General features: G+C 26.7%; 10 protein-coding genes and 2 pseudogenes. 1 reads left to right on the top strand and 11 read right to left on the bottom strand.

Annotation, left to right across the window (positions count from 1 at the left end):
- Positions 1 to 333: 333 nt before the first annotated feature.
- The 6 genes from AC30RD_RS05880 to AC30RD_RS05855 form a co-directional block, all read right to left on the bottom strand.
- Positions 334 to 651, bottom strand: a complete 318-nt coding sequence (locus tag AC30RD_RS05880; RefSeq protein ID WP_489493412.1) for a hypothetical protein — start codon at positions 649 to 651, stop codon at positions 334 to 336.
- Between the two features lie 15 nt (positions 652 to 666).
- Entirely contained in the window at positions 667 to 921 is a 255-nt protein-coding gene (locus AC30RD_RS05875) for a hypothetical protein (RefSeq protein ID WP_489493410.1), read from the bottom strand.
- A gap of 63 nt (positions 922 to 984) precedes the next feature.
- Positions 985 to 1,194 (bottom strand): hypothetical protein, encoded by a 210-nt coding sequence (locus tag AC30RD_RS05870; RefSeq protein WP_489493409.1) that lies wholly within the window; start codon positions 1,192 to 1,194, stop codon positions 985 to 987.
- Between the two features lie 30 nt (positions 1,195 to 1,224).
- Entirely contained in the window at positions 1,225 to 1,581 is a 357-nt protein-coding gene (locus tag AC30RD_RS05865) for a hypothetical protein (protein ID WP_489493408.1), read from the bottom strand.
- A 10-nt stretch (positions 1,582 to 1,591) separates the two neighbouring features.
- Positions 1,592 to 3,235: a S1C family serine protease gene (locus AC30RD_RS05860; protein ID WP_489493407.1), complete on the bottom strand. Its 1,644-nt coding sequence runs from the start codon at positions 3,233 to 3,235 to the stop codon at positions 1,592 to 1,594.
- Positions 3,236 to 3,259: 24 nt separating this feature from the next.
- Positions 3,260 to 3,595, bottom strand: a complete 336-nt coding sequence (locus AC30RD_RS05855) for a hypothetical protein (RefSeq protein WP_489493406.1) — start codon at positions 3,593 to 3,595, stop codon at positions 3,260 to 3,262.
- Positions 3,596 to 3,679: 84 nt separating this feature from the next.
- Here AC30RD_RS05855 and AC30RD_RS05850 point away from each other — a divergent pair, with 84 nt between their 5' ends.
- Positions 3,680 to 3,949 (top strand): helix-turn-helix domain-containing protein, encoded by a 270-nt coding sequence (locus AC30RD_RS05850; RefSeq protein ID WP_489493405.1) that lies wholly within the window; start codon positions 3,680 to 3,682, stop codon positions 3,947 to 3,949.
- Positions 3,950 to 3,951: 2 nt separating this feature from the next.
- On the opposite strand, the pseudogene AC30RD_RS05845 reads toward AC30RD_RS05850, so the two are convergent.
- The 5 genes and pseudogenes from AC30RD_RS05845 to AC30RD_RS05825 all read right to left on the bottom strand — a co-directional run.
- Positions 3,952 to 4,050, bottom strand: a pseudogene (locus AC30RD_RS05845) (type II toxin-antitoxin system RelE family toxin); the annotation flags it as partial.
- A gap of 145 nt (positions 4,051 to 4,195) precedes the next feature.
- Positions 4,196 to 4,402, bottom strand: coding sequence for a hypothetical protein (locus AC30RD_RS05840; protein ID WP_489493403.1), 207 nt, complete (start codon positions 4,400 to 4,402; stop codon positions 4,196 to 4,198).
- A 161-nt stretch (positions 4,403 to 4,563) separates the two neighbouring features.
- Complete coding sequence (locus AC30RD_RS05835; RefSeq protein ID WP_489493401.1) at positions 4,564 to 4,770, bottom strand: type II toxin-antitoxin system HicA family toxin; 207 nt, start codon at positions 4,768 to 4,770, stop codon at positions 4,564 to 4,566.
- A complete protein-coding gene (locus AC30RD_RS05830; RefSeq protein WP_489493400.1) occupies positions 4,767 to 4,985 on the bottom strand; it encodes a type II toxin-antitoxin system HicB family antitoxin in 219 nt (72 codons plus the stop codon). Before AC30RD_RS05830 ends, AC30RD_RS05835 begins: the two co-directional genes overlap by 4 nt.
- A gap of 115 nt (positions 4,986 to 5,100) precedes the next feature.
- Positions 5,101 to 5,244 (bottom strand): annotated as a pseudogene (locus AC30RD_RS05825) (nucleotidyltransferase domain-containing protein); the annotation flags it as partial.
- Positions 5,245 to 5,421 lie beyond the last annotated feature (177 nt).

The following is a 5,421-nucleotide window of genomic DNA, read 5'->3' as shown; positions in this document are numbered from 1 at the left end:
TATATCGGTAAAAGTCCCACCCCTATCGATGGCTATCTTTATCATCTTTATCTCCGCAACAAAATTTTTTTGAGAATATTATAACCGATTTAGAGATTTAGGGGTCAGGTGACAACAATAACATAGAATATCGATTTTTGGTATATGGGATATTGAAGATTAACTTATATTATGTTTATCAACTGCTTTTTCTACAAGAAGTTTAAAGGATTTTAAATAAAAGAAGGAGATCAATATCCCTTTTTATTTAATTTTGCATAATTTTCACAACCACGCTGTAATCCCATATCACAAGCCTTTCTATAAAATTTTTCTCTATTCATATATTTTACACTATTTATAAACAGCTTCCATATTATAAATATAGTTATCAACAATCATTTTTATTAAAAATAAATTTTGTCCTTTATATTTGATTGATTTAGCTAGAATTATTGCTTTAGGAGAATAAGTATAATGATAATGGTAACAATTACATGTTATATAAGTACCATCCATAAATACAATTTTTTTACCATAATCGCATCCCTCAAAATCACCGTTGATATGTTTTACATCAATAATAGTGTATCCTATTAAATTTTCAAAATCATAACTATCAAAAGAAAATAAATATGTAAACATTGCTAAAATAAAAAAAAATTTTTTCATTTTATGTCCTTTATGCTAATGATCAAAAAATTTTTTTGCTATATCATTACAATAGTCGAATTTATTACCTTCACATTCAGATATACATTGTTTTACTTCAAATTTTAAATCTTCTAATAATTTATTTAACGCAAACTTTGATAGATTATTCTGATGATTTTGAATGTTTTTTACTTTTCTAACAACATCATTGAAATAATGACTACACATAAATCCTTCCGTTCCATATGAAAATATGCTTAAAAGAAAAATCAAAATAAACTTTTTCATCTTTCACTCCCGCAAAATTTACAAATTCACCTCACCTACTCACACTCTTTATAATACCTAATCCTACCTAACATCCTTTGGACAATCAGTATCAAAACTACATCCATCATTATCCATTCTTGGCATAATACTTTCCAATCTTGGTGAATTATATTGTTGAACACCATATTTATTTACTTCTTTCATACAAACACTATTTGATCTAAACGGCTTCTTCATACCAACTTTTTCAAAATAACAATCATTGTTATCATTTGACCATTTTTCTCTCATAAAGCTAAAAGTCTTTTAAATAAATTAACATTATTTTCTGTTAATTTTAGTAACATATGCTTTAAATTTTAAAACTTTTAAAATATGTTTCAAACCCTGTATAAGTGTTTCTAATTCAGCATCACCACCAAATACTAATTCTATATTTTCTTTTTCAGTTTCACCTCCCCATTTATCTTCATACTCGCTCTTTCTAGATGAAATTTTACATCTCATATCAGTTGAACTATTATTACTAAATCTTATATAAGTTCGTCCTCCATGACCTGTGTCTCCACCTTGAAATCCTGTAGTCCCTACAGCAACTTCAAAAATGTTTGCATCTATAAACTCTTCTATGAATATTTCAATTTCCTTACCATCGACAGTTATTTTTTCTGTTTTCATAATTTTCCTCCTATTCAGCTACTATCAAAACGACACTTTTTTTAGCTTTTTTAACTAATTCCGGTTTTGTTAATTTTCTCCAACCTTTTTGCAAATAATCTACATTATTATTTAACAACAATGGCAAAGCATATGATATTTTTATTGCGTAATTAACATTTTGTGCTAAAGTTCCTGAAGATTGCAATGCAGCAGCTTGATTTAAAGTTGCGGTTACTATCCCAATTACTTCACCTTTTAAGTTAAGCAACGGACTTCCTGAGTTGCCCGGCTGTATTGGTGCGTCTATTTGATAAAATCTTGAATCTCCCTTTATCCCAGAAAGCGCATTAATATTTCCAAATGTTGCTTTTATTTCATTACCTTGTAAAGTTATATTTGGATATCCAACAACAGCTATCTCTCTACCGGTATCTTCAATCTTTGTATGAATAGGAAGCGGCTGAAATTTGCCATTTATTTTTAATAAAGCAATATCATTTACATAATCTGTTTGAATTATCATTGCTGGATATTTCTTTTTATTCAAAATAACATAAACTTTATTTGCACTATTTATAACATGATTATTTGTTAAAACATATCCATTTTTAGAAATGATAAATCCTGTTCCAATAGATAATCCGCTTTTTTTTGGTTTTTCTTCTTTTGGTTTATTTTCTATAACCTCATCTACTTTGTGCAATTCATCATATCTTTCTTTCATCTTTAAAGCCATTTCTCCAGCTTGTTCAGCCTTAAAAGCCTCTTCTTCAGCTTCTTCTACAATTTCTAATAGTTCTGTTTCAAAATTTTTTGGCAAAGAAACTTTTTTTATTATTTTACCGCCTTTCCATTCATAAAAGTTAATTTTATTAGCATATGGATTTAATAAGCCAAAATACTTATATAAAGAACCATCTTTAATATTTATAAATCCATATCCTGTATTTATTAATTTCTCATTTTTTAGAAATTCAACTTTACCAAAAAGTATTCCTTTATATCCAATTTTCCCTATATTTATTGTATATCTTCCATCTTGAGAATACATAAAAAGTCTACCTCGAATATTTAATCTTTTATCATCATCATATCCTTCAAAAATCGGCTTATCAATTTTGCTATTTTTAAAACTTCTTCTAATAGAATAACTTCCAACTATTCTATTTTTTTCATCTCTTATATATTTTCCAAATTCTACTGTATCATCTTTTTTAAACACAAAAAATGGTTCTAATGAAATTCCATCTTTCACGATTCCTATTTCTGCACCAAGAAAACCTAAGTCTGAGTAATGTGACAATTTACCAATCCCTTGTGCTTTTCCATTTTTGCATTCACCATCCCAAGTATAATAATAGTGATATTTTTTCTTTTCTTCTTTCATTTTTTTAACAAAATCTTTAAACTCGTTTTTTGGTATCCAAGATCCTTCCATTAATATCTCACATTTTTCAGCTTTATTTTTTGGTTGTATCCATTCTTTATAGTAAATCGAATCATTGTTTTCATTTACACCAATTATCTCTTTCCAATCTGGCATCTCTTTTTCTGAAATTTTAACTTCTTGCATTCCAAAAGAATTATTTATACTATTTGTAGCACATCCAGAAAAAATTACCAAAAAAATAAGATTCAATAAAAAAAATTTAAAAAATTTTTTACTCTTCATTTTTTTATCCCCATCATTTAAAATTTAATTGTCTAAAATAAAGTTTTTCTCTAAAATCTTTTCATTATATGACAGACAAAAATTAAGTCTTTTAAAATATGATAAAAATTTTTCAAAATTCATTTCTATTTTAAATTTCTTAACATCCTCAATAATTTCTCTCTTTAATGACTCTTTGTCTTTAGTTCCAAGTAAATAAAATTTTCCTTCTTCAAAAACTATTGCAAAGAAATAATAGTTTGTATTTATTTTAAAATCCTTAGCAATCTGTTTAATTACACCAATAGTAACTAAGTCTTTCCCCTCAGCAAAAATTTTTCCTCTAAAATCATTGTGTTGTACTGGATTGCAAATTTCCATAAGACTCCTTTTTCTAACTATAGTTAGTTGCTAAAAGTTTATAACAAATTTAGACTTATAGTTAGTTTAACTATAGGTAGTTTTATGAGTGAAGATTTTTTAAGCGATGAAAAAATTGAACAAATCTATAAACAAATTGGTCAAAATGTTAAAAAAATCAGAAAAGAAAAAGGTTTCTCTCAACTATCATTAGCTTTGGCAATAGGTCATAAAGCTGTTGGGACTATCTCAATGGCAGAAATCTACCTTAACAAAAAACACTTCAACATCGCCCATTTAGCCAAAATCGCAAAAGTTTTAGATGTAAGTATCTGCAAGTTTTTCGAAGGAGTGGATGAGATTATTAGAAGCTAAGTTTAATATACATCTTTTCGATGTGAAATATTTATAACTATAATTATAAGTTCATTATTATAAATTTCGTAAATAACTCTATATTTACCAATTCTTATCCGATAGGCTTCTCGTCCGGTTAACTTTTTTGCATTTTATAAGGGTCTTTTTGTAATTCATAAATCTTTTCAATTATTTTGTCACGAAATTTTTTCTCGATTTTAGCTAGTGATTTTTGCGCAGTGCGGGTGATTTTTAGCTCATAGTTCACTTTATTTTGCCCTTTTCAATCTCTTTAATTGCCTGCTCAAATGGTATAATCTCACTCATTTTGCTTTTTTCTTTATCGTAACTTTCAATATCTTCAAGCTCTTCAAGCTTTTCAACAATTTTTTCCCATTCATCTATTTTAATTATTACGGCTTTCTTTTTCTTGGAATCATCTATTATATATTCAGGATGTAAGGCTATCATTTTCTTCCTTTGTTTATAATTTTTACAAAACAATTTGATTATAACAAAATACAAAAAACACTTCAACATCGCCCATTTAGCTAAACTATCGAAAGTTTTAGATGTAGAAATATGTGAGTTTTTCGAAGGTGTAGATGAGATTATTAGAAGCTAAAATTAAATTATTTTGAACATTTTTCAACAATTTTATAAATAGTTTTTACAATTTTTGGATGCAATATCTTTCCAGAATGAAAAGGGATAACCATTCTACAATTATTTTTAACATAAATTCTATGACTTCCTTTTTGTCTATCTAAAACAAAACCATTTTCTAAAAGAAGTTTTTCAGCTTCTTTTGCCGTTAATCTCGGTTGTTTATCACTCATATTGCAACTTCTAAAGGGGTAATAGATATAGTTTGTATTTTTTTAATCTCTTTTTTCTCATCATCACTAAGAGTTTCAATATAAAGTTCTAAAGCCTCTTTTATATTTTTTAAAGTTTCTTCATAAGTATCGCCTTGAGAAACACAGCCTTCAAGCTCTAAAACATTTGCAAAGTATCCATTTTCATCTTTTTCAATTACAACATTAAAAATCATATTATCCTCCATTTTTTATCAATCATAACAAATTAGACAATTATTCCCTCTTTTTGAATACGATTTTTTAAATATCTGTTCATCTTTTCTCTAACTCTTACAATATCTACTTTTTTTAATTTTTTTCCAACTCCTCTTTTATCTCAAATAATATAGAAAAATTTGGATTTTCTATCTCACCTGCTATATCAATATCACTTTTGTCATTTTGAGTATCTTTAGCAAATAACCCAAAAAGAATTATTCTTTTGATATTATACTTTTTTAAAAGCTGTTATTTATAACTTTTTAAATAATCTAAAATACTAAAATATCCTTTTTTGCATTTTAATCCCAAATAACAAATATGTTTTATTATAACATAAATAGTTTTTTGGTTTAGGGGTCAGGTGATAACAATAACACTCACCTCTTCCCTCTCTTGATTATCTTATTA

The sequence above is a fragment of the Nitrosophilus sp. genome (assembly GCF_982775275.1).
Note: the sequence above shows the minus strand (reverse complement) of the source record. Positions and strands in the feature narration are given on the sequence as shown.